The following is a 20,203-nucleotide window of genomic DNA, read 5'->3' as shown; positions in this document are numbered from 1 at the left end:
TCAAGCTTTGTTTCGTCATTTAAGGTGAATCGACATATTGGGGCCGGTAACGACGTCATCGTCGAACCAGCGGGCGGTCACGGTTTTGGTTTCGGTATAAAAGCGTATCGCCTGTTTGCCGTAGGCATGCAGATCGCCGTAAAAGGAGCCGCGCCAGCCGGTAAAGGAGAAAAACGGCAACGGCACCGGAATGGGCACATTAATGCCCACCTGCCCCACCTGTATTTCCATCTGATACTTGCGCGCCGCCGCCCCGGAGGCGGTAAAGATGGCCGTGCCATTGCCATAAGGGTTGGCGTTTACCAGGGCAATGGCCTCATCCAAGGTGTCGGCTGTCATTAACAACAGCACGGGGCCGAAAATCTCTTCGGTATAAATGCGCATGGTGGGTGTCACGCCGGCAAACAGGGTGGGCCCTACCCAATTGCCGTCCGGGTGACCGCTGACGGTGCAGTCACTGCCATCCAGCAAACAGTCGGCGCCTTCCTGTTTGCCCGCTTCAATCAGCCCCAGTACCCGTTTTTTGGCGGCCTGGCTAATAAGCGGGCCGTAGCCTGCCTTGGGATCATTCCAGGCACCGGGGTGCACTTTCGCCAGTGCTTCTTTAATCTCAGGGATCCACTTTCGCGCTTCGCCCACCAGCACCCCCACCGAAATGGCCATGCAGCGCTGACCGGCGGCCCCCACCGATGCGCCTACCAGATTATTGATGGCCTGAAGCTTATTGGCGTCGGGCATGACCACCATGTGGTTCTTGGCCCCGGCAAACACCTGCACCCGTTTGAGCCGGTCGGTGGCGGTGCGGTACACATGCCGCCCCACCGCCACCGAGCCCACAAAAGACACGGCAGCGATATCCTCATGAGTCAGCAGCTGATCCACCACCTCGGGGCCGCCGTGCACGATATTGAGCAAACCGTCGGGGGCGCCCGCTTCACGAAACAACTTGGCCAGCTCCATGGGCACCAGGGGATCCTGTTCCGAAGGTTTCAGCACAAAGGCATTGCCGCAGGCGATGGCCAGCGGAAACATCCACAATGGGATCATGGCCGGAAAATTAAAGGGGGTAATACCCAGGCACACTCCAATCGGCTGACTGAAGCTGTAGCAATCCACCCCGGCGGCCACGTCGGCTTGTGTTTCGCCCAGACTTAGTGAGGCCACATTGGCGGCCTGCTCCACCACTTCTATGCCCCGCCACACATCACCTTTGGCATCTTCCAGGGTCTTGCCGGTATCCTGGCTGAGCAGCCGCGCCAGCTCGTCGTGCTGCTCTTTTAGCAGGGCCTGATAGCGCAGCATCAGCCGGGCCCGCTCCGGCACCGGCACTCGCCGCCACTGTTCAAAGGCGCAGCTTGCCGCTGCCACCGCCGCATTCACTTCATCAATCGTGGTGCAGGGCAGTCGCGCAATCACCTTCTGAGAGGCCGGGTTGGTCACCTCCAGCCACTGTTTGGTCTGGCTTTGCACCATGCTGCCGTCGATCAGCAGCGGAACCTGATAGGCCATGGAATCACCTCATTCACACAGTTCAATCGCCAGCGCCGTGGCCTCGCCACCGCCAATGCACAATGCCGCCACCCCGCGCTTCAGCCCCCGCCGGCGCAGGGCGTGAAGCAGGGTCACCACAATTCGCGCCCCGCTGGCGCCAATAGGATGCCCCAGGGCGCAGGCACCGCCGTTGACGTTCACTCTGTCCGGGTCAAGATCCAGCTCCTTGATGGCCAGCAGAGTGACCACGGCAAAAGCCTCGTTGATCTCGAACAGATCCACCTCATCCACACGCCACGCCAGTTGCGCCAGCAATTTCTCAATGGCACCGATGGGTGCCAGGGTAAATTCGGCGGGCAGTTGCGCATGAGTGGCGTGCCCAGTAATACGCGCCAGCGGCTTAAGGCCCAAGGTGTTTGCCTGTTCTTCCGTGGTCAGCACCAGAGCGGCGGCACCGTCGGAGATGGAGCTGGAATTGGCAGCGGTGATGGTGCCGTCTTTGGCAAAGGCGGGCCTGAGCCCGGGTATTTTTTCCGGGTCCGCATTGCCCGGCTGTTCATCGGTGTCGACGATGGATTCCCCTTTGCGGCCGGTTACCGTGACCGGAGCAATTTCCTCGCGAAAATCCCCATCAGTAATGGCCCGGCGGGCCCGGCACAACGAGCTGATGGCAAAGTCATCCATCTCTGCCCGCGTTACACCAAAGTTGTCCGCGGTACGCTGGGCAAAGCCCCCCATCAGACCACCTTCGTAGGCATCTTCCAGGCCATCACAAAATATGTGATCCAGCAGCTGGCCGTGGCCCAAGCGCAACCCAGCTCTGGCTTTGGGCACCAGGTAGGGCGCCAGACTCATGCTCTCCATGCCGCCGGCCACCATGACCGAGGCCGAGCCTGCCCGCAGTTGATCGTGGGCCAGCATCAGCGCTTTCATGCCCGAGCCGCACATCTTGTTGACCGTGGTACAGGGCACCGACACAGGCAGGCCCGCGCCCAAGGCCGCCTGCCGGGCCGGGGCCTGGCCCTGACCGGCGGGCAGCACGCAGCCCATGATCACCTCGTCTACCTGCCCGGCGGAAACGCCCCCCCGCGCCAGTGCGGCATCAATGGCAACCGCCCCCAGCCGGTGGGCAGGCTCGTTACCCAATGTGCCCATCAGCCCGCCCATGGGAGTACGGGCGGCGGCAACAATCACAATGTGCTTCCCTGTGCTCATGCTGGCCTCGTTGCTGAAAAATGCCTTTATCCGTTAAAGCTTAGCTGGCTCCCGCTGACTATAGTTAATGCATTCAAACGAACCCGGTTTACTGCATTTTCAGGAGGAGACATGGCCCCTTATCCCACTCTTGAGCTTGAGCTCGGCGAGATGCATACCCTGCTGCGTGAGCAGGTAGCCGCCTTTGCCGGCAAGGAAATCGCGCCCCTGGCCGAGGCCATCGACCGGGACAATCGCTTTCCCGCCGAACTCTGGCCAAAGCTGGGTGACATGGGGCTGTTTGGCATTACCGTGGCTGAAAGATTTGGCGGCGTGAACATGGGTTATCTGGCCCATGTGCTGGCCATGGAGGAGATCAGCCGGGCTTCGGCCTCGGTGGGGCTGTCTTACGGTGCCCACTCCAACCTGTGCATTAACCAGATCCACCGTCATGGCAATAACGAACAACAACAGAAATACCTGCCCGCCCTGCTCAGTGGCGAGCATATCGGGGCATTGGCCATGTCCGAGCCCGGGGCCGGCTCCGATGTGGTGGCCATGACACTCACCGCTCGCCGCGACGGCGACCACTTTGTGCTGAACGGCAACAAGATGTGGATCACCAATGGCCCCGACGCCCAGGTGTTTGTGGTCTATGCCAAAACCGAGCCGCAGGCCGGCGCCAAAGGCATCAGTGCCTTTATTGTTGAAGCCGGCACGCCCGGCTTTGTACCGGCGCAGAAGCTCGACAAGCTCGGCATGCGTGGTTCCAACACCTGCGAGCTGGTGTTTCAGGACTGCCGGGTGCCCGCCGCCAACCTGTTGGGGCCACTGAACGAGGGCGTCAAGGTACTGATGAGCGGTCTGGATACCGAGCGGCTGGTACTGGCCGGCGGGCCGCTGGGGATTATGACGGCGGCCATGGATCTGGTGGTGCCCTATGTGCGTGAGCGCAGGCAATTTGGCCAGGCCATTGGCGAGTTTCAGCTGGTGCAGGGCAAGCTTGCCGACATGTACACGCGCATGAACGCCGCCCGCTGTTATATCTACATGACCGCCATGGCGGCGGACAGAGGCAGGCTCAGCCGTCAGGACGCCGCCGGGGTCATTTTGCTGGCCGCCGAAACCGCCACGCAAGTGGCCCTCGATGCCATTCAGCTGCTCGGCGGCAACGGCTATATCAACGAATACCCCGCCGGCCGCCTGCTACGGGACGCCAAGCTCTATGAAATTGGGGCCGGCACCTCGGAGATCCGTCGCATGCTGATCGGCCGGGAGCTGGTACGCGAACCTTAAGGAGCCGTTATGACCCAGTTTGTCAGCCGGGTGCAGCCGGCTTGTGCGGAGTTTATTACCAACCAGACCGCCATGGCCGCCGAGGTGGCGGCGCTGCGTGAGCAGGTTACCCACATTGCCGAGGGGGGCGATGCCGCCAGCCGGGACCGCCATCAGGCCAGAGGCAAGCTGCTGGTGCGGGAGCGCATCAGTGCCCTGCTGGATGAGGGCGCGCCCTTTCTTGAGCTGTCGCAACTGGCGGCGCTGAACGTTTACGACGAGCCGGTGCCGGCAGCTGGCATCGTTACCGGCATCGGCCGGGTGCAGGGAGTGGAGTGCATGATTGTGGCCAACGACGCCACGGTCAAGGGCGGCACCTATTATCCGCTCACGGTCAAAAAACACCTTCGGGCCCAGGCCATTGCCGAGCGTTGCCAACTGCCCTGCCTGTATCTGGTGGACTCCGGCGGCGCGCATCTGCCCAGCCAGGACGAAGTATTCCCGGACCGAGACCATTTTGGCCGCATCTTCTTTAATCAGGCGCGTATGTCCGCCGCCGGCATTCCTCAGTTGGCGGTGGTCATGGGCCTGTGTACCGCCGGCGGTGCCTACGTGCCGGCCATGGCCGACGAGTCCATTATGGTGCGCAACCAGGCCACCATTTTTCTCGGCGGCCCGCCCCTGGTAAAAGCCGCCACCGGTGAGGTGGTCAGTGCCGAAGAGCTGGGTGGTGCCGAGGTGCACACCCAGCAGTCTGGCGTGGCGGATCACGCCGCCGATGACGATCGCCAGGCGCTGGCCATGGCCCGCCGGCTGGTGGCCAACCTGAATGTTTCCGCCGTGCCCCCTCCTCCACGCACACCCATGCCGCCCCGCTACTCAGCCGACGAGCTCTACGGCATTGTCGGCACCAGCCTGTGCACCCCCTTTGAGGTGCGGGAGGTGATCGCCCGGTTGGTGGACGACTCTGTGCTGGACGAGTTCAAGCGCGACTATGGCTCCACCTTAGTCACCGGTTTTGCTCACCTGCACGGCTATCCGGTGGGCATTATTGCCAACAACGGCATTCTGTTCAGCGAGTCGGCCCAGAAGGGGGCGCATTTTATCGAGCTGTGCTGCCAGCGAAATATTCCGCTGCTGTTTTTGCAGAACATCACCGGCTTTATGGTCGGCAAAAAATACGAGGCCGAAGGCATTGCCAAGCACGGTGCCAAACTGGTGACAGCGGTGGCCTGCGCCAGCGTGCCCAAAATCACCCTTATCATCGGCGGCAGCTTTGGTGCCGGCAATTACGGCATGTGCGGCCGGGCCTATGACCCGGATTTTTTGTGGTGCTGGCCCAATGCCCGTATTTCGGTAATGGGTGGCGAACAGGCCGCCGGTGTGCTGGCCACGGTGCGCCGGGATGCACTGGCAAAAGCAGGCAAGGAGTGGAGCGCCGAGGACGAAGCCGCCTTTAAAGGCCCCATTATCGAACGCTATGAGCAGCAGGGGCATCCCTGGTATGCCAGCGCCCGGCTGTGGGACGATGGCGTTATCGACCCCAAAGACAGCCGCGCCGTGCTGGCCATGAGCCTGGCGCTGGCGAGCAAACGCCCGGCAACCCCCACCCGCTTTGGCGTGTTTCGCATGTAGGGCGCCTGCAAGGACGCCTGTAAGGACGCCTGTAAGGAGATGTCATGACCGACCCGATAACACTGCAACCGGCCGGCAAGGGCGTATGGGAGCTGGTGCTGAACACCCCCGAGCGCCGCAATGTAATGAACGAAGCCACCATAGAAGCCTTTCACCAGTGCCTGAACGAGGCCGAAGCCAAGCCAGGGTTGCGCCTGCTGGTGCTGAAGGCCGAGGGCAAGCACTTTTGTGCCGGCGCGGATCTGGGCTGGATGCTACGGGCCGCCGAATTAAGCCAGTCACAAAACCGCGCCGATGCCGCCCGACTCGCCGAGCTGCTGTGGCGGCTGGACCGCTTTGCTCACCCTACTCTGGCGCTGGTACAGGGAGCCGCCTATGGCGGCGCGCTGGGGCTGGTGTGCGCCTGCGATATTGTGATTGCCGCCGACAACGCCCGCTTCAGCCTGAGTGAAACCCGGCTGGGGCTGATCCCCGCCACCATTTCTCCCTATGTGCTGCGGGTGCTGGGTGCCCGTCAGGCCCGACGCTTTATGCTGAGCGCGGAAGTCATCGACGCCGTCCGCGCCGAACGACTGGGTCTGGTGCATGAAGTGACCACTCAGCCCCTGGAACAGGCCGCCGCCGCCGTTATTGAGGCGCTGCTGAGGGGCGGCCCAAACGCTCAAGCCGCTGCCAAGGCCTTGATTCAGGACTATGCCGGCCAGCCGGTGAACCGGGCTCTGGTAGCCGACAGCGCCCACCGCCTGGCCACCCTGCGCATTACCGATGAAGCCCGGGAAGGGCTGGCCGCTTTTCTGGAAAAACGCACTCCGGACTGGGAGAACGATCCATGCTGACCAAACTGCTGGTGGCCAACCGGGGCGAGATTGCCTGCCGGGTACTGCGCACCGCACGCCGGCTGGGGCTGCACACCATAGCCGTGTATTCCGACGCCGACCGTCACGCCCTGCATGTGGAAATGGCCGACGAGGCCTGGCGGCTGGGCCCGGCACCGGCGGCGGAGAGTTATCTTAATCAGGCGGCACTGCTGGACATTGCCGGCGCCAGTGGCGCCGATGCCGTGCATCCGGGTTACGGTTTTCTCTCGGAAAACGCCAGCTTTGCACAGGGCTGTGCCGACACCAACCTGGTGTTTGTGGGCCCGCCCCCTGCCGCCATTGCCGCCATGGGCGACAAGGCCGCCGCAAAGGCGCTGATGGCCAGCGCCGGCGTACCGCTGGTACCCGGCTACCACGGCGAGGAGCAAAGTGATGAACGACTGAAACGCGAAGCCGACGCCTGCGGTTATCCCCTGCTGCTAAAAGCCGTGGCCGGCGGCGGCGGCAAGGGCATGCGCATAGTGCACACCCCAGCCGACTTTGATGAGGCGCTGGCCGCCGCTCGGCGCGAGGCCAGAGCGGCCTTTGGCAACGACGCCATGCTGCTGGAGCGTTACCTGCCCGAGGCCCGGCATGTGGAAGTGCAGGTGTTCTGCGATGCTCACGGCAACGGCCTTTATCTCTCGGAGCGGGACTGCTCGGTGCAGCGCCGGCATCAGAAAATTCTGGAAGAAGCCCCCGCCCCCGGCCTGAGCCAGGCCACCCGCATCGCCATGGGGGAAGCTGCGGTGCGCGCCGCCCGGGCCATCGACTATCGCGGCGCCGGTACCGTGGAGTTTCTCTATACCGAAGACGACCACTTCTACTTTATGGAGATGAACACCCGGCTGCAGGTGGAGCATCCGGTGACCGAGTTCATCACCGGGCTGGATCTGGTGGACTGGCAATTGCGCGTGGCCTCGGGCGAGCCGCTGCCGTTGACCCAGGACCAAATCACGTTAAGCGGCCATGCGGTGGAAGCCCGAATTTATGCCGAAGACGCCGAGCACGGCTTTCTGCCCGCTGCCGGCACCCTGCATGTGCTGCGCGAGCCGGACACCTCGGAACGAGTGCGCCTCGACACCGGCGTGCGCCAGGGCGACGAGGTGGGCATTTATTATGATCCGCTGATCGCCAAACTGATCGTGCATGATCAAACTCGCGAAGCCGCCCTGGCCGGGCTGGCCGGGGCCCTGGCGCACTACCGCATCGGTGGTGTGAAAACCAATATCGGCTTTCTGCACCGTCTGTGCCGTCACCCCGCTTTTATGGCGGGCGAGCTGCATACCCGCTTTATCGAACAGCACGAGCACAGCCTGTTTTCTCCCCCTCTGCTTGCCACCGGTGAGGTACTGGCATTGGCCGCTCTGGCTCATGCTTCAGGCCTGCCGCCCAGTGGCGCTTCGCCCTTTGCCGCGGCCACCGGCTGGCGGCTGAACCAGCCGGCGGAACACCGGCTGCGACTGGAATATTTGGGTGATATTCATGATGTGATGCTCACCGCCACGAATAATGGCTGGCGGGCACAAACGGGCGAACAGCAGCACATGGTTGACGGTGAGCGGACCGACGAGCGGTTACAGGTGATGCTGGATGATCGCCGGATCAGCCTGCATGTGGCCGGTGTCGACGCCCACCTCTGGTTGTTCTATCGAGGCCAGCGCCTTGATCTTCGCAAGGTGAATGATGAAACCGGCATGGCCCGGCACAGCACCGGCGGCAGCCTGACCGCCCCCATGCCCGGCCTGGTGGGTGAACTGAAGGTGACCGAAGGCGAGGAAGTGGCCGAAGGCCAGATCCTGCTGGTGCTGGAAGCCATGAAAATGGAGCACCCCATTCGCGCTCCCATGGCGGGACGGGTGGCAGACATTCACTTTCGCACCGGCGATCAGGTGAACGAAGGAAACGAGTTGTTACGGCTGGAGCCTGAATATGGATAGCGTCAGACTGGTGGAAATGGGCCCCCGGGACGGTCTGCAGAACGAGCCGGCGCGAGTGCCCGCTGCCGTGAAAATCGAGCTGGTGGAGCGGCTGGCGGAGTGCGGCCTGACTCATATCGAAGCGGCCAGTTTTGTCTCCCCCAAATGGGTACCGCAAATGGCCGATGCCAGTGACGTGTTAACCGGCATTTGCCGCCGTGAAGGCGTGGTGTATTCAGCGCTGACCCCAAATCTGAAAGGTCTTGAAGCGGCGCTGGCCGCCGGTGCAGACGAAGTGGCGGTGTTTACCGCCGCCTCGGAACGCTTTTGCCAGAAAAATATCAACTGCTCGGTGGCGGAAAGTCTGGCGCGTTTTACCCCGGTACTGCAACTGGCCCATGAACGCGGCGTCCGGGTGCGGGGCTATGTTTCCACCGTGCTGGGCTGTCCCTATGAAGGGGACATCCCCCCCGCCGCCGTGGCCCGAGTGGCCGGCGAGCTGTATCGCCTGGGCTGTGATGAAATCTCCCTGGGCGACACCATTGGCACCGGCACGCCGAAAAAGGCCATCGCCATGCTGTCGGCGGTACGCCAGGAGGTGCCCCTGGTGCGGCTGGCGGCCCATTTTCACGATACCTACGGCCAGGCCCTGGCCAACCTCTATGCAGTGCTGGAGCAGGGCTTGGGCATTATCGACAGCTCGGTGGCAGGCCTGGGCGGCTGCCCCTATGCGCGCGGGGCCACCGGCAATGTGGCAACCGAAGACGTGGTCTATCTGCTGCACGGCCTGGGCCTGGAAACAGGAGTGGACCTCAACCAACTGGTAGCTACCGGCCGCTGGATAAGCCAGCAGCTGGACCGTGAAAACGGTTCTAAAACCGGGCGTGCCTGGAACAAGTAACCAATCCCCAGTCCCTATTCCCCAGTCCCTGAACGAAAAAAGGGAGCCGAAGCTCCCTTTTTGGTGTCTGACTCGACAACCTTACTGGTTAACGAACTCCACACCTTTCTGAATATCGCCACGCAGGGTTTCCAGCATGCCGTCCATTGCAGCCTGTTCAAAGGCGCTGACTTCGCCGTAGGGCAGTACTTTTTCAACGCCGTTCTTGCCGAGCAGTACCGGCTGGGCGAAGAAGTCAGCATGCTCGCTGCCGCCGTCTACATAGGTGCACTCAACCACGTTGGCTTCGCCCTGCATGGCTTTCACCAGAGACAGCGCGAAACGGCAGGCGGCCTGACCCATGGACAGGGTGGCGGAGCCGCCGCCGGCCTTGGCTTCAACCACTTCGGTGCCGGCGTTCTGAATGCGGTAGGTCAGCTTCTCGATTTCTTCGTCGGAGAAGGAAACACCTTCCACCTGAGACAGCAGCGGCAGAATGGTTACGCCGCTGTGGCCACCGATTACCGGAACCTTGACGTCGGCCACGTTCAGACCCTTGGCTTCGGCCACGAAGGTCTCGGCACGGATCACGTCCAGGGTGGTGATACCGAACAGCTTGTTCTTGTCGTACACACCGGCCTTCTTCAGCACTTCGGCGGCGATCGGCACAGTGGTGTTCACCGGGTTGGTGATGATGCCGATGCAGGCCTGCGGGCAGGTGGCAGCGGCTTTTTCGATCAGGTTCTTGACGATGCCGGCGTTCACGTTGAACAGGTCGGCACGGTCCATGCCCGGCTTACGGGCAACACCGGCGGAGATCAGCACAATGTCGGCGCCGGTCAGGGCCGGAGTGGGATCTTCACCACCAAAACCAACCACGTTCACGGCAGTCGGGATGTGGCTCAGGTCGGCGGCTACACCGGGAGTCACGGGAGCGATATCGTACAGGCTCAGTTCAGAGCCGGCAGGCAGGTTGTTCTTCAACAGCAGGGCGAGAGCCTGACCGATACCACCGGCAGCTCCTAGTACGGCAACTTTCATAACTGAACTCCGTTTATTATTGAATAGTTATACGTTTCCTGGGCCCTAGCAAAATAGCGAAAGCGCGCTTTAAACACAATGCCCAGGCCCATCAAATGTAATGGTTATGTGAGCCAACGCAGGGCTTCACCCCTGCTGCTGGAATGCCAGTGCGCGCCGCTCCAGCAGGCGGAACAGCCAGGTCAGCAGGCTGTTCATCAGCAGATAAATAGCGCCGGCCACGCCGAACACCGTCAGGGTGTCGTAAGTCTGGCCGTTAATGCGCTGGGCCAGGCCCATGATATCCATAATGGAAATGGTACTGGCCAGCGAACTCCCCTTGAGCACCAGTACCACCTCGTTGGAATAGGCCGGGATCACCCGGCGCATTGCATGGCGCAGTTTCACGCTCAGGGTCTGCCACTCGCTCATACCGAGCGCCCGGCAGGCCAGGGTTTCGCCTTTGGGTACGGCATCCAGCGCGCCCTTGAACAGCCGGCAGGTATAGGCACCGGCATTCATGCCCAGGGCCAGAATGGCGCAGAACAGGGGCTCACGCAGATATTGCCAGGCCCAGCTTTGCTTGATCCAGTCAAACTGGGCCGGGCCGTAATAGATCAGAAAGATCTGCACCAGCAGCGGCGTGCCGGTGATCAGCAACAGATACGCTTCCGTCAGCCAATTCAGCACCGGCACCCGCTTGTCCAGGATCCAGGTGAGCAACAGGGCGATCACCAACCCCAGCAGCAGGCCGGAGGCGGTGATCAGCAGTGTTATCTGCAGTCCTTCCAGCAGGGTCAGGGAATAGTCGAGCAATTTAGTCATAACGGGTTACCCTCGCCTGCAGCCGTTTCAGACCCTGCTGGCTGACCAGGGTGATGGCCAAGTAGATCAGTGCCGCCAGGGCATACCAGGTAAAGGGCTCATAGGTACTGGCTGCCGCCGACTTGGCCTGGTGCATCAGATCGTGCACACCAATCAGGGATACCAGCGCCGTATCCTTCAACAGCACCAGCCACTGATTGCTGAGCCCCGGCAAGGCGTGGCGCCAGGTTTGCGGCAGCACAATATGAAAGAAGGTGTAAAGCGGTGGCAGCCCCAGGGCCTGCGCGGCCTGGCGCTGGCCGCGGGACACGGCATTGAGCGCGCCGCGCAGGGTCTGGGCGGCGTAGGCGGCAAACAGCAGCGACAGCGCGGTCACGCCGCACCAGAATGGGCTGAATTCGATGTATTCGCCGGTCAGCAGAAACAACAGGTGAGTGGAGCCGAAATAGATAAAGAACACCACCAGAATTTCCGGCAGGCCGCGCAGCACTGTGGTGAGCGCGGACGCCGGCAGCCGAAGCAGCCGCCAGCGACTCATTTCGGCTCCGCAGAACAGCACGGCCAGCACCATGCCCACCGCCAGCGAGACCAATGCCAGCCCGAGGGTCATCAGGCCGGCATTCAACAGATGATTCAGCATCAGTGCGGGAAGTACTTGCCGTAGAGGCTATCGTAGGTGCCATTGGCCTTGAGCTCGGCCAGGCCCTGGTTCAGCTTGTCGAGCAGTGCCTGGTTACCCTTGGTCACGGCAATGCCAAAGCCGGTGCCGAAGTAGTTGTCGTCGGTCACGGCGTCACCCACCACTTCAAAGCCATCGGACTTGGCCAACCAGTCCCCCACCACGGCGGTGTCGGCAAACACGGCTTCAATGCGGCCGTTGGTCAGATCCAGCAGGGCATCCTGCACGCTGGGATAGGCACGCGCTTCCAGACCGTCATCTTCCAGCTTGTCCTGCATGTACTTCTGGTGAGAGGTGCCGTTCTGCACGCCCACGGTTTTGTCCTTGAGCGCATCAATGGCACTGAACTGGCCGGCAGGCGCCACGAACACGGCGGAGTTTTCGTAATAGATGTCGCTGAAATCCACCTGCTCGGCGCGCTCGGGGGTGATGTCCATGGCGGCGATGGCGGCGTGGTAGCGCTTGAACTTGAGGCTTGGGATCAGGCTGTCAAAGGCCTGATTGTGAAAGCTGCACTTAAGCTCCGCCACGTCGCACAGGGCCTTGGCAAGATCGATGTCAAAGCCCTGCATTTCGTTGTTGTCGTCAACGAACTCAAAGGGAGGATAGGCGGCGTTGGTCACGAACTTCACTTCATCGGCCTGAGCGGCGGTGCTGCCGGCGGCGGCCAGCAGGGCCAGGGACAACAGGGTCTTTTTCATGGGGATATCCTTATTAATGAGTCAGAAATTCCGCCAGACGCTGGGTCTGGGGATGGTCAAGCAAGTCGGCGTCGCCGTATTCCACCAGTTTGCCCTGCTCAAGATAGGCCACCTTGGTCGCCACCCGACGGGCAAAATTCACTTCATGGGTCACGATCACCTGGGTAATGCCGGTTTTGCCCAGCTGGGAAATGATCTCCGCCACTTCCTTGGTGATCTCGGGATCCAGGGCTGCCGTGGGTTCGTCAAACAGCAGCACTTCAGGGCTCATCATCAGCGCCCGGGCAATGGCCACCCGCTGCTGCTGGCCGCCGGACAAGGAGCCCGGCCAGGCATGGCGCTTGTCGGCGAGCTTGAGCTGGGCCAGCAATTGACCCGCCTTGTCCTGAGCCTCGGCCTTGTTCATACCCAGCACCTTGAGCGGCGCCTCCAGCAGGTTTTGCTCCACGGTCAGGTGCGGCCACAGATGATATTGCTGAAACACCATGCCCACCTTGCGGCGCAAGCCCTGTGCCCGCTTTGGCAGCCGGCCGTTATCGTCGGCGGGAAAGCTGAAGGTCTCATTGGCGATGGCCAGAGAGCCGGAATCCGGTATATCCAGCAGGTTCATCAGTCTCAACAGAGAACTTTTCCCTGCCCCACTGGGCCCAAGTAGCACTAATGTCTCTCCGGCATCGCATTGCAGCGAAACCTGGCTTAAAATTTCCTGACCGGACCAGGACTTGCTTATGCCGCTGAATTCTATGCCCATGCGCTATGTTCACTTCATCTGTCAGAGTCTTTGGCTGATTTTATTTTGCATTATTGTTAATGCAAGCTAATTTTGCATCTTTATGCAAGATAAATGACTATTCCTTGATAAAAACTCATGGCGGATAGACAATATGTCCCATTCACTCACGCTCGGTCGACTGCAAAACATGAACGAAAAACAGGAACAGCTGGTCAAGGCGTTCAAGGCGCTGCTAAAGGAAGAGCGCTTTGGCTCTCAGGCGGAAATCGTCAATGCCCTGCAGGAACTGGGATTTGAGAACATCAACCAGTCCAAGGTGTCCCGCATGCTGAGCAAGTTCGGCGCAGTGCGCACCCGTAACGCCAAGATGGAAATGGTGTACTGCCTGCCGGTGGAGCTGGGTGTGCCCACCAGCAGCAGCCAGCTCAAGAATCTGGTGCTCGACGTGGGCCACAACAGCGCGCTGATCGTGATTCACACCAGTCCCGGCGCCGCCCAGCTGATCGCCCGCATGCTCGACTCCCTGGGCCGGGCCGAAGGCATTCTCGGCACCATTGCCGGCGATGACACCATTTTTATTACCCCTACCAAGGAAACCCCCATCGAGGAGCTGTACCAGAGCGTACTGGAGCTGTTCGAGCAATACGTTTAAACACACACCCGTGAGGGGGGAAGAGTAAGGGGTGAGGCGCCTTGTTCGAATCATCTCCTAGCTCCCCTCACTCCTCCCCCCCTTCTCCTCACATTTCAGGCATAGCGTTACACATCTCCCTGCGATAACAGCCATTCCTCTGAGGGCGCGAAAAATGCTGCGCCCGTCTGCGCTTGCGTGTACAGGGTCAGGTGATCGAAATGTCCTTCGCCGTCGCCCCGGTACATGCTCTCCAGCATGGCGGTAAAGTGGTGCGGCGTGTTACAGCAGGAAATAAATACCAGGCCCTGCTCGGTGGCCGAGCCCCAGGGCATGCTCTGACGCAAAATCTCCAGGCTGTTGCCGGCAGCATCCTTCAGGCTGGTGCGTTTGGTGTGGGCGGTCAGCGGCTTGTCGGCCGAGGCATACTCTATGTTGTCGGCCTTGGTGCGGCCGTATACGTCTTCCTGCTCTTTTACTGCCAGCTGCTGCCAGCGCGTCATACGGTGCTGAAAGCGCTGCACATGCACATAGCTGCCACCGGCAAAAGGCCCCTCGGCCACCAGCGCCACCTCGGCCCGGTGCTCCCCTTCCGGGTTTTCGGTGCCATCCACAAAGCCGGTCATGTCACGGCTGTCGAGATAACGAAAGCCCTGGCGCTCATCCTGTAACGCCACCAGGCCGGCCAGCAACGCCATCACCCGCTGCACGGCAATCCAGGCCACATCGAGGCGGTCGGCGCGCAACTGAAAGAAGAGATCAACGGGTGTGGCCGGCGCCGAACGCTCCCCTTCGCCCTGAGCCGGAAAGGCGGTCAGCTCGGCGGGGCGCCCCTGCGGATAGAGCTCGTCCCAGGCTTCGCTGCCAATCGCCGCCAGGCCGGAAAAGGCGGCGTCGGGGTCGCTGGCAGCCAGCTCCCGCCACAGCGCCGGCACGGCCTTGAGCCTTTCACGTACCTCGGGCTGGCGTCCTGGCAGAATATTGAAAAACAGGTAATAAGCGTGAAGGTTGGGTTCGGCGCAAACGCCGGCTTGTGCTGTCATGCTGTACTCTTCCGTTGCTTCGAAAGAGTCCAATATAACAACAAAAATGGGGACTGGGGACAGTACCAGCCCCTGATCTATTCCCTGAACTTAAGCCACTTCCCGCTGGCGTTCGCCCTGACCGGGAAAAAAGGTCAGGGCATGGGGCGCCACGCTTACCTGTACGCCGCTCACCGCCGGCAGCGGCTCATTGATGCTCACCTCCAGCACCAGCCCCTGGCACTCCACCAGGCAGCGGGTATGGGCGCCCAGAAACTGCTGCTCCAGCACTCTGGCATTGCCCCGCTCGGTTTCAGTCAGAGAAATCTGGCGCGGACGCAGCAACAGCTGGCCCTCGCTGCCGGGCTCGGCATTGAGCGCCGCCTGGCTTTCAATGGGGCCGATGGGGGTAACCAGGGTGTGGCTGTCGTGCACCGTGGCCGGGACATAGTTGCTCTGGCCAAGAAAGTCCGCCACAAAGGGTGTTTGCGGGTGCTGATACAGGGTTTGCGGCCGCCCAACCTGCTCGATATGTCCCTGACGGAACAGCGCCAGCTTGTCGGAAAAGGCAAAGGCCTCTTCCTTGCTGTGGGTCACAAAGATGGCGCTGATGCCCTGCTCCTTGAGCAGAGCACGAATTTCGCCAATCAGACGCATGCGCACCTGGGTATCGATATTGGAAAAGGGCTCGTCCAGCAGCATCAGCTGGGGCCGGCAGATCAGCGCCCGGGCAATGGCCACCCGCTGCTGCTGACCACCTGACAGCTGATGCGGAAAGCGATCGCCGAGACCCGTCAGGTTGACCAGCTCCAGCACCTCTTCCACCCGGCCTTGGATCACCCTCTTATTGCTTTCCTTGCTCTGCAGGCCAAAGGCCACGTTCTGGGCCACGTTAAGGTGGGGAAACAGGGCGTAATCCTGAAAGATCATGCCGATGTTGCGCTCTTCCGGCACCACCGCCAGGCCGTGACCGTTGACCTGCTGACCATTGATGGCAATCTCGCCGCCACTGACCGGCAACAGGCCCGCCACCGCCTTCAGCAGGGTGGTTTTGCCGCAACCGCTGGCGCCCAGCAGGCACATGATCTCGTTGCTTTGCACTTGCAGCGACAGGCCGTCCAGCACCGGCTTGCCGTTATAACTGCAACAAATGTTCTCAATCGTCAGTGCCGCCATCAGTGATGTTGCTCCAGTGAACGGTTCAGAAAAATCAGCGGTATCAGGCCCACCAGCACAATCACGATGGCGGGCAGCGCGCCCAGCTCCAGCTGCTCGTCGGAAACGAACTGATACACATAGGTCGCCAGGGTCTGAAAATTGAAGGGCCTGAGCAGCAGGGCCGCCGGCAACTCCTTCATGCACTCGATGAACACCAGCAGGGCGCCGGCCAGCATGCCCTTGCGGATCAGCGGCAGGTGCACTCTGCGAATCATGGCCGCCGGGCCGTAACCCATGGTCTGGGTCACCATGTCGAGGGACGGCGATACCTTGTTGAGGCTGCTTTCCACCGCACCAATGGCCATGGCGCCAAAGCGCACCAGATAACCAAAAGCAATGGCGGTCATGGTGCCGGTGAGCAGCAGGCCGGGCTCGGGCAGATTCAGCCACAAGGCCAGATCGTTGATGGCGAAGTCCATCATGGTGAGCGGCACCAGCACGCCGATGGCCAGCACTGTGCCCGGCAGGGCATAGCCCATGGACGCCAGCCGCATCGGCAGCACGGTGTAACGCTTGCCTCCCAGGCGGTGGGTCATGCCCAGCAGCAGGGCGATGGCCAGCGCCAGCACCGCCACCACGCCCGACAACAGCAGGCTGTTAAAGCTGTATTCAAAGAAGCGGGCATTCCAGGCCTGATCGAAATAGCGCACCGCGTGATAGCTGAGAATGGTAAAAGGCAGCAAAAAGCCGAGCCCTACCAGGCCCCAGCAAAACACCAGCGCCGCCCACTTGCGTACACCGGTGAGCCGGTAACCGGTTTCCTGCTCGTGCCCCATGCCCTTCTGAAACACCTGCTGACGCTTGCGGCTCATGCGCTCCATGCTCAGCAGTACCATGACCACCAGCAACATGATGGCGGAGATCTTGGCCGCCGCCTGCAGACTGCCGTAACCCAGCCAGGTGTCGTACACCGCCGTGGTCAGGGTGTTGACCGCAAAGAAGTTGACAGTGCCGAACTCGGCCAGGGTTTCCATCGCCACCAGCGACAGACCCACCGCCAGCGCCGGCCGCGCCAGCGGCAAACTGACCCGGCGAAAGCTTTGCCAGGGCGAGCAGCCCAGCAGCCGGCTGGACTGGATCAGGCTGGTGGACTGCTCCAGAAAGGCGGTACGCCCCAGCAGGTAAACGTAGGGATAGAGCACCAGCCCCATGACCAGGGCGGCGCCGCCGAGGCTGCGAATGGGGGGAAAGACATAATCGGCGGCCGACTGCCAGCCAAACCAGTCACGCAGCGCCAGTTGCACCGGGCCGGAGTAATCGAGCAGGTCGGTGTAAACGAAGGCGACAATGTAGGACGGCATGGCCAGGGGCAATATCAGCGCCCACTGCAGCCAGCGGCGGCCCGGCAGCTCGCACATGGCCATCAGCCAGGCGGCAGGCAAGCCAAACAACAGACTCAGGCCCATCACCAGCAGCACCAGCCAGAAGGTATTGCCAATATAGGCCGGAAGCACAGAAGCCCACAGATGACGGAAGATGTCTTCTGCGGGCAACAGGGATTCCACTATCAGTGCCAGAACCGGCAGGGTCAGCACAAGGGCGATGCCCCAGCTGCTGACCGTCCAACCATATCTTTTCATTTACCACTCGAAGCGGGGGCGAACCCCCGTCTTTTTACAGATCGTATTTCACTTCGTCTACCAGCTTGATCGCTTCCTTGGCATGTTTTGCGACCTCGGTCAGCGGCAGGGTATCGGCCTTGAACTCACCCCAGCTGCTCACCAGCTCTGACGGCTCCACACCCGGCTTGACCGGATATTCGTGGTTGGCGGAGGCATACAGATGCTGGGCCTCGTCGCCGGCCAGGAATTCCATCAGCTTGAGCGCGGCATCCTTGTTCTTGGCATGCTTGGTCATGGCCACGGCGGAAATATTGACGTGGGTACCACGATCGCCCTGGTTGGGGAAGTTGATGTACGCAGATTCGGCCCACTCACGCTGATCGTCGTTGGTCAGCATGACGCCGTAGTAATAGCTGTTACCCAGGGCATAATCACACACGCCGTCCTTGATGGCCTTGACCTGATCCCGGTCGCCGCCCTGAGGCTTGCGCGCCAGGTTGTCTTTCAGGCCCTGCAGCCAGTTTTTGGTGTACTCGCTGCCGTGCTCGGCAATCATGGAGGCGGTCAGCGCCACATTGTAGGGGTGCTTGCCACTGCGAGTACAGAGCTTGCCCTGATATTTGGGGTCAGCCAGCTCTTCATAGGTGATGTCATCACGCTTGCCCACCCGGTCAACCGAGCTGTAGATGGCACGAGCGCGGGTGGTCAGAGCAAACCACTTGCCGTCGGCGTCCCGGTACTGGGCCGGAATGTTGGCTTCCAGCACGTCGCTTTGCACGGCTTGAGTCAGATCCTTGCCCACCACGTCCATCAGCCGGCTGACGTCCACGGTCAGCACCAGATCGGCCGGGGACAGACGACCTTCCCGCTCCAGACGCTCGCCCATGCCGTTCTTGATAAAGACCACATTCACGTCGATACCGGTTTCCTCGGTAAAGGTATCAATAATGGGCTTGATCAGGAATTCCTGACGGTTGGAGTAGACATTGACTTCTTCGGCAAAGGCCTGGGCGGTGAAACTGGAAGCCAGCAGGGCGGCGGCAGAGAGGAAAAATGCTTTGGTCATCATCCGGGTCCATGAAGGTTGATTGAGAATAATTAACGTTCAGCAGTATACAAGGGCCAAACCGGGAATCAACCGCCAAAGCGCATTGAAATAAGAAAAATTTTCATCTGCAATACGATCCCTTGCGCCAGATCAAAAAAAGAGGAGCACCAGGCTCCTCAAAAACAAGACCCGGCGGCCTCGTGACGTAATCAAGACGTATAACTGCACTGCTCCATGCTCGACGAGCCCCGGCGGCCAGCGGACGCCGGGGTGACAAACCTGGGTTAACGCGGCTTCAGGGTGACGAACTCGGGATAGGCATCAATACCGCAGTCGATCTGATCCATGCCCGACAGCTCCTCTTCCTCGCCCACCCGAATGCCCATGGTTTTCTTGAGGCCGTACCACACCAGCAGGCTGATACCGAACGACCAGCCGCCAATCACCAGAATGCCGGCAAGCTGGGCCAGGAAACTGGCATCCCCGTTGGCGACCGGCACCAGCAGCAGCCCCAGGGTGCCGCACACGCCGTGTACCGAAATGGCGCCCACGGGATCATCGACGCGCAGACGATCCAGCCCCACGATGGCATACACCACCAGCACGCCGGCCAGCAGGCCGGTACAGGCCGCCCACAGGTGACCCGGCGACAGCGGATCGGCGGTGATCGCCACCAGTCCGGCCAGGGCGCCGTTGAGGATCATGGTGAGATCCGCCTTGCCCCAGGTCAGCTTGGTCACCAGCAGGGCACCGATGGCACCGGTGGCGGCGGCGGCGTTGGTGTTCACAAAGATTTTGGCTACGGCGGTGGCGTTCTCGACATCGGACACCAGCAGCTGGGAGCCGCCGTTAAAGCCGAACCAGCCCATCCACAGAATAAAGGTACCCAGGGTCGCCAGCGGCATGTTGGAGCCGGGAATGGGGTGGATTTCGCCCTTCTTGCCATACTTGCCCTTGCGCGCCCCCAGCAGCAGTACCCCGGCCAGAGCGGCGGCGGCGCCGGCCATGTGTACGATGCCGGAGCCGGCAAAATCGGTGAAGCCCCACTCGGAAAGGAAACCGCCGCCCCAGGTCCAGTAGCCTTCCACCGGATAGATAAAGCCGGTCATCACCACGCTGAAGGCGAGAAAGGCCCACAGTTTCATGCGCTCGGCCACGGCTCCGGAGACGATGGACATGGCGGTAGCCACAAACACCACCTGAAAAAAGAAGTCGGACTCCAGGGCGTGGTCGGCCCCGTCAGCCGGACTGCCAATCAGGCTGCCGAAGCTCGGCAAGACGCCCCCTTCAGGGTTGTTCACGTACATGATGGAGTAGCCCACCAGCAGGTACATGGTGCAGGCAATGGCAAACAGCAAAATGTTCTTGGTCAGGATCTCGGTGGTGTTCTTGGCCCGAACCAGGCCCGCCTCCAGCATGGCGAAACCGGCGGCCATCCACATCACCAGCACGCCCGACATCAGAAAATAAAAGGTATCGAGGGCAAATTTCACTTCGGTTAATGCATCCATGG

At 61.3% G+C, this 20,203-nt stretch carries 18 protein-coding genes; 6 read left to right on the top strand and 12 right to left on the bottom strand.

Annotation, left to right across the window (positions count from 1 at the left end; genetic code table 11):
• Positions 1-15 precede the first annotated feature (15 nt).
• Both Q9290_RS07770 and Q9290_RS07765 read right to left on the bottom strand, forming a co-directional pair.
• Entirely contained in the window at positions 16-1,509 is a 1,494-nt protein-coding gene (locus tag Q9290_RS07770) for a CoA-acylating methylmalonate-semialdehyde dehydrogenase (RefSeq protein ID WP_306079069.1), read from the bottom strand.
• A gap of 9 nt (positions 1,510-1,518) precedes the next feature.
• Positions 1,519-2,706 (bottom strand): acetyl-CoA C-acyltransferase, encoded by a 1,188-nt coding sequence (locus Q9290_RS07765; protein ID WP_306079067.1) that lies wholly within the window; start codon positions 2,704-2,706, stop codon positions 1,519-1,521.
• Positions 2,707-2,817: 111 nt separating this feature from the next.
• Here Q9290_RS07765 and Q9290_RS07760 point away from each other — a divergent pair, with 111 nt between their 5' ends.
• From Q9290_RS07760 to Q9290_RS07740, 5 genes are read left to right on the top strand one after another with little or no spacing between them, the layout of a single operon-like run.
• Positions 2,818-3,981, top strand: a complete 1,164-nt coding sequence (locus Q9290_RS07760) for an isovaleryl-CoA dehydrogenase (protein WP_306079066.1) — start codon at positions 2,818-2,820, stop codon at positions 3,979-3,981.
• Positions 3,982-3,990: 9 nt separating this feature from the next.
• Positions 3,991-5,595, top strand: a complete 1,605-nt coding sequence (locus tag Q9290_RS07755) for a carboxyl transferase domain-containing protein (RefSeq protein ID WP_306079065.1) — start codon at positions 3,991-3,993, stop codon at positions 5,593-5,595.
• 44 nt (positions 5,596-5,639) lie between these two features.
• Positions 5,640-6,431 (top strand): enoyl-CoA hydratase-related protein, encoded by a 792-nt coding sequence (locus Q9290_RS07750; protein WP_306079064.1) that lies wholly within the window; start codon positions 5,640-5,642, stop codon positions 6,429-6,431.
• Positions 6,425-8,392: an acetyl/propionyl/methylcrotonyl-CoA carboxylase subunit alpha gene (locus Q9290_RS07745; RefSeq protein ID WP_306079063.1), complete on the top strand. Its 1,968-nt coding sequence runs from the start codon at positions 6,425-6,427 to the stop codon at positions 8,390-8,392. The genes Q9290_RS07750 and Q9290_RS07745 overlap by 7 nt, the downstream gene beginning before the upstream one ends.
• The gene (locus Q9290_RS07740) at positions 8,385-9,272 is read left to right on the top strand and encodes a hydroxymethylglutaryl-CoA lyase (protein ID WP_306079062.1); all 888 of its coding nucleotides are present in this window, start codon (positions 8,385-8,387) and stop codon (positions 9,270-9,272) included. The genes Q9290_RS07745 and Q9290_RS07740 overlap by 8 nt, the downstream gene beginning before the upstream one ends.
• Positions 9,273-9,353: 81 nt before the next feature.
• On the opposite strand, the gene mdh is transcribed toward Q9290_RS07740, so the two are convergent.
• From mdh to Q9290_RS07715, 5 genes are all read right to left on the bottom strand, one after another.
• Complete coding sequence (gene mdh, locus Q9290_RS07735) at positions 9,354-10,292, bottom strand: malate dehydrogenase (protein WP_306079061.1); 939 nt, start codon at positions 10,290-10,292, stop codon at positions 9,354-9,356.
• A gap of 126 nt (positions 10,293-10,418) precedes the next feature.
• The gene (gene artM / locus Q9290_RS07730; protein ID WP_306079168.1) at positions 10,419-11,087 is read right to left on the bottom strand and encodes an arginine ABC transporter permease ArtM; all 669 of its coding nucleotides are present in this window, start codon (positions 11,085-11,087) and stop codon (positions 10,419-10,421) included.
• Between the two features lies 1 nt (position 11,088).
• Complete coding sequence (artQ, locus tag Q9290_RS07725) at positions 11,089-11,736, bottom strand: arginine ABC transporter permease ArtQ (RefSeq protein WP_306079060.1); 648 nt, start codon at positions 11,734-11,736, stop codon at positions 11,089-11,091.
• Positions 11,736-12,476: a transporter substrate-binding domain-containing protein gene (locus Q9290_RS07720; RefSeq protein WP_306079059.1), complete on the bottom strand. Its 741-nt coding sequence runs from the start codon at positions 12,474-12,476 to the stop codon at positions 11,736-11,738. The genes artQ and Q9290_RS07720 overlap by 1 nt, the downstream gene beginning before the upstream one ends.
• A gap of 13 nt (positions 12,477-12,489) precedes the next feature.
• Positions 12,490-13,227 (bottom strand): ATP-binding cassette domain-containing protein, encoded by a 738-nt coding sequence (locus Q9290_RS07715; protein WP_306079058.1) that lies wholly within the window; start codon positions 13,225-13,227, stop codon positions 12,490-12,492.
• 169 nt (positions 13,228-13,396) lie between these two features.
• Here Q9290_RS07715 and argR point away from each other — a divergent pair, with 169 nt between their 5' ends.
• Positions 13,397-13,861, top strand: coding sequence for a transcriptional regulator ArgR (gene argR / locus Q9290_RS07710; RefSeq protein ID WP_094200596.1), 465 nt, complete (start codon positions 13,397-13,399; stop codon positions 13,859-13,861).
• Positions 13,862-13,968: 107 nt separating this feature from the next.
• Here argR and Q9290_RS07705 read toward each other — a convergent pair whose 3' ends face one another.
• The 5 genes from Q9290_RS07705 to Q9290_RS07685 all read right to left on the bottom strand — a co-directional run bounded on the left by Q9290_RS07705 (position 13,969) and on the right by Q9290_RS07685 (position 20,201).
• Positions 13,969-14,883, bottom strand: a complete 915-nt coding sequence (locus tag Q9290_RS07705) for a Dyp-type peroxidase (RefSeq protein WP_306079057.1) — start codon at positions 14,881-14,883, stop codon at positions 13,969-13,971.
• A gap of 90 nt (positions 14,884-14,973) precedes the next feature.
• Positions 14,974-16,038 (bottom strand): ABC transporter ATP-binding protein, encoded by a 1,065-nt coding sequence (locus Q9290_RS07700; protein ID WP_306079056.1) that lies wholly within the window; start codon positions 16,036-16,038, stop codon positions 14,974-14,976.
• Positions 16,038-17,660 (bottom strand): ABC transporter permease, encoded by a 1,623-nt coding sequence (locus tag Q9290_RS07695; protein ID WP_306079055.1) that lies wholly within the window; start codon positions 17,658-17,660, stop codon positions 16,038-16,040. The genes Q9290_RS07700 and Q9290_RS07695 overlap by 1 nt, the downstream gene beginning before the upstream one ends.
• A 34-nt stretch (positions 17,661-17,694) precedes the next feature.
• Positions 17,695-18,708, bottom strand: coding sequence for a Fe(3+) ABC transporter substrate-binding protein (locus Q9290_RS07690; protein ID WP_306079054.1), 1,014 nt, complete (start codon positions 18,706-18,708; stop codon positions 17,695-17,697).
• Positions 18,709-18,974: 266 nt separating this feature from the next.
• Complete coding sequence (locus Q9290_RS07685; RefSeq protein WP_306079053.1) at positions 18,975-20,201, bottom strand: ammonium transporter; 1,227 nt, start codon at positions 20,199-20,201, stop codon at positions 18,975-18,977.
• Positions 20,202-20,203: the final 2 nt, after the last annotated feature.

The organism is Oceanimonas aquatica, from assembly GCF_030732065.1.
GTDB lineage: Bacteria > Pseudomonadota > Gammaproteobacteria > Enterobacterales > Aeromonadaceae > Oceanimonas.
This window is presented reverse-complemented; position numbering and strand designations above follow the sequence as displayed.

Bases quoted from the DNA above. Each gene is read 5' to 3' on its own strand.
- Q9290_RS07755 (WP_306079065.1), top strand. From the start codon at position 3,991: ATGACCCAGTTTGTCAGCCGGGTGCAGCCGGCTTGTGCGGAGTTTATT.
- Q9290_RS07745 (WP_306079063.1), top strand. From the start codon at position 6,425: ATGCTGACCAAACTGCTGGTGGCCAACCGGGGCGAGATTGCCTGCCGG.
- artQ (WP_306079060.1), bottom strand. From the start codon at position 11,736: ATGCTGAATCATCTGTTGAATGCCGGCCTGATGACCCTCGGGCTGGCA.
- Q9290_RS07770 (WP_306079069.1), bottom strand. From the start codon at position 1,509: ATGGCCTATCAGGTTCCGCTGCTGATCGACGGCAGCATGGTGCAAAGC.
- Q9290_RS07740 (WP_306079062.1), top strand. From the start codon at position 8,385: ATGGATAGCGTCAGACTGGTGGAAATGGGCCCCCGGGACGGTCTGCAG.
- Q9290_RS07695 (WP_306079055.1), bottom strand. From the start codon at position 17,660: ATGAAAAGATATGGTTGGACGGTCAGCAGCTGGGGCATCGCCCTTGTG.
- argR (WP_094200596.1), top strand. From the start codon at position 13,397: ATGAACGAAAAACAGGAACAGCTGGTCAAGGCGTTCAAGGCGCTGCTA.
- Q9290_RS07765 (WP_306079067.1), bottom strand. From the start codon at position 2,706: ATGAGCACAGGGAAGCACATTGTGATTGTTGCCGCCGCCCGTACTCCC.
- Q9290_RS07720 (WP_306079059.1), bottom strand. From the start codon at position 12,476: ATGAAAAAGACCCTGTTGTCCCTGGCCCTGCTGGCCGCCGCCGGCAGC.
- Q9290_RS07750 (WP_306079064.1), top strand. From the start codon at position 5,640: ATGACCGACCCGATAACACTGCAACCGGCCGGCAAGGGCGTATGGGAG.
- Q9290_RS07705 (WP_306079057.1), bottom strand. From the start codon at position 14,883: ATGACAGCACAAGCCGGCGTTTGCGCCGAACCCAACCTTCACGCTTAT.
- Q9290_RS07690 (WP_306079054.1), bottom strand. From the start codon at position 18,708: ATGACCAAAGCATTTTTCCTCTCTGCCGCCGCCCTGCTGGCTTCCAGT.
- Q9290_RS07700 (WP_306079056.1), bottom strand. From the start codon at position 16,038: ATGGCGGCACTGACGATTGAGAACATTTGTTGCAGTTATAACGGCAAG.
- Q9290_RS07715 (WP_306079058.1), bottom strand. From the start codon at position 13,227: ATGGGCATAGAATTCAGCGGCATAAGCAAGTCCTGGTCCGGTCAGGAA.
- mdh (WP_306079061.1), bottom strand. From the start codon at position 10,292: ATGAAAGTTGCCGTACTAGGAGCTGCCGGTGGTATCGGTCAGGCTCTC.
- Q9290_RS07685 (WP_306079053.1), bottom strand. From the start codon at position 20,201: ATGGATGCATTAACCGAAGTGAAATTTGCCCTCGATACCTTTTATTTT.
- Q9290_RS07760 (WP_306079066.1), top strand. From the start codon at position 2,818: ATGGCCCCTTATCCCACTCTTGAGCTTGAGCTCGGCGAGATGCATACC.